Annotated in this window: 2 protein-coding genes; one reads left to right on the top strand and one right to left on the bottom strand. The window is 41.5% G+C overall.

Features of this window, described 5'->3' with window-relative positions; all coding sequences use genetic code 11:
* Positions 1-159 precede the first annotated feature (159 nt).
* The gene (locus tag VE944_RS14480; RefSeq protein WP_324978124.1) at positions 160-633 is read right to left on the bottom strand and encodes a TspO/MBR family protein; all 474 of its coding nucleotides are present in this window, start codon (positions 631-633) and stop codon (positions 160-162) included.
* A gap of 356 nt (positions 634-989) precedes the next feature.
* On the opposite strand from VE944_RS14480, the gene VE944_RS14475 reads away from it, so the two are divergent.
* Positions 990-1,559 (top strand): DUF3611 family protein, encoded by a 570-nt coding sequence (locus VE944_RS14475; RefSeq protein WP_324978122.1) that lies wholly within the window; start codon positions 990-992, stop codon positions 1,557-1,559.
* The last annotated feature ends 347 nt before the right edge of the window (positions 1,560-1,906 follow it).

The raw sequence follows: 1,906 nt of genomic DNA, 5'->3' as shown, positions 1-1,906 counted from the left end.
TGCAAGTTTGACAATTTAGGCTATATGTTTAATCATTCCCTGGTGCGAATCTTATGCCAATCTGAAAAGAATTGTGACCGATAGATTCACAAAATCCAGATACAGAAAGCAATTCTATAATACTTTTGACTTTTGACTTTTAACTTCCGCCCTGCGGTACTAGGCATCTTGAGGATTGAGACGGATCATCTGCCAAGTGGTATAAGTACCAATGGGACTCCACAGTAAATAAGGAACTAGTAATAGTGCTGCCCAGCCAGAAATACTTAAAACTGCAAGTATCAATAAAGCAGAAATGATAAAACCTGTACCACCCAGAATTGTACCGACTTTCAGGCTGCGAAGCTTAAACATTACAGGTGTATAGGCAATGGTTACAATTTCTAAAAGCAAGTATAAACCCATGATTAACCAGGTTGAGGTGCTTCTGGGGTCTTTTTCCCAGACTATATAAGCTGACCAAGCACCGCAAATGAATATTACAGTCCAGATAATAGGAATCGCACCCTCAAAAGTTAGCCATCTCGGTCGTTGTAAGCGCTTGAACCATTGGCGATCATTAGGTGTAATCACGTTAGCTGCTAAAGCAACTAAGAAAGCGACACCTCCAATCACCATCCAAGATTTAATCATGGCCGTTATTCCTTTACAAGCGCTATCTATCGCTTAATATCACTCTTTATAGTGTGATTTTGTCAATTTAGTTGCTAATTACTCATCACCCCTGAGTTTGAAACCTTCACATCGTTTGGCAGGATTTTAAATTATGGCATTGGGAATTGGGCACTTGTACTGAGCGTTCGCGCAGCCTCTCGTAGAGAAGTATTGAGCATTGGTTATTTCTCCCCTGCCTCCCCTGCCTCCCCTGCTCCCGACTCCCCACTCCCTACTCCCCACGAAATTATGTCTAAGGATGGGGGTATAGGGCGAACCGTGGAAATATTCTTGGTAATAGGGGAATAAGGCAATTAGGTTTAATGGTAATTTATATGCAAACTAAATCAGAAAGGAGTTCGCAAGCACCAGAAACTCGAGGAATTGGTAATACTATTCGGCTTACAGGCTGGATTGCTTTCTGGATACAATTGGGACTTGCAGTGGTTTCTGGTTTAGCTTTGTTATTTGCTTTGACTGGTCGTGGGGTTGTGGAACAACCGAATGTTGGTCTTGGGGTAGGTATGTTTTGGGCTGCGTGTGGTGTTGTAGTGTTGTTGTTCTCTGTGTATTGGGATTTTCGTTACACTCGTATAGGCAAAAGTCTAGAAAATCCTAATCCAGCGCTGCATTTGAGTAAGGCAGATACAACTACAATCATCCGATTGGGAATAATTGCAGGTTTAGTGGGAATATTATTAACTCTTTTGGGTGCTGGATCAACTGTGTTAGTGCTAGTGGCAAAATCTATATCCCAACCTCCAGGAGTTGCAATTACTGATCCCTACAGACTTATTCGGGCGCTGGATGTTTTTGTCGCTGTAGCAAACATCAACGGCATTGCTGCTCATTTTGTGGGTACTATCGCTTCATTATGGTTACTAGAGCGAGTGCATCAACACTAGTACCGCAAGGCGGAAGTCAAAAGGAGCCAGTGCGCCCTTGTGGTGCTGACTTGTACCCCTACGGAGAAGCAAGGTACGTTCTTAGCGTTCCCCCAGGCTAGAAACTGGCTCTCAAAAGTCAAAAGGCTTTAATGAGTATTAAAATTCTCCTGATGAGTCTTTGATACTCGTGAATGAATCTTTGCACTTTCCTTTGTCTTTAGGTAAGTTGTAATTATTCTAATTTTTACCTAAAGATTCAGTTTCAAGGCAGTTTCTTATTACTTATGACAGTTACTTTAAATCATTCTAATGAGTGAAAGTATATATACTTAATAATTGAGGTTCAAAGCATGGACTCAACAGCT

This window comes from Nostoc sp. (assembly GCF_035638895.1).
Classification (GTDB): Bacteria; Cyanobacteriota; Cyanobacteriia; order Cyanobacteriales; family Nostocaceae; genus Nostoc.
This window is presented reverse-complemented; position numbering and strand designations above follow the sequence as displayed.

Bases quoted from the DNA above. Each gene is read 5' to 3' on its own strand.
- VE944_RS14480 (WP_324978124.1), bottom strand. From the start codon at position 633: ATGATTAAATCTTGGATGGTGATTGGAGGTGTCGCTTTCTTAGTTGCT.
- VE944_RS14475 (WP_324978122.1), top strand. From the start codon at position 990: ATGCAAACTAAATCAGAAAGGAGTTCGCAAGCACCAGAAACTCGAGGA.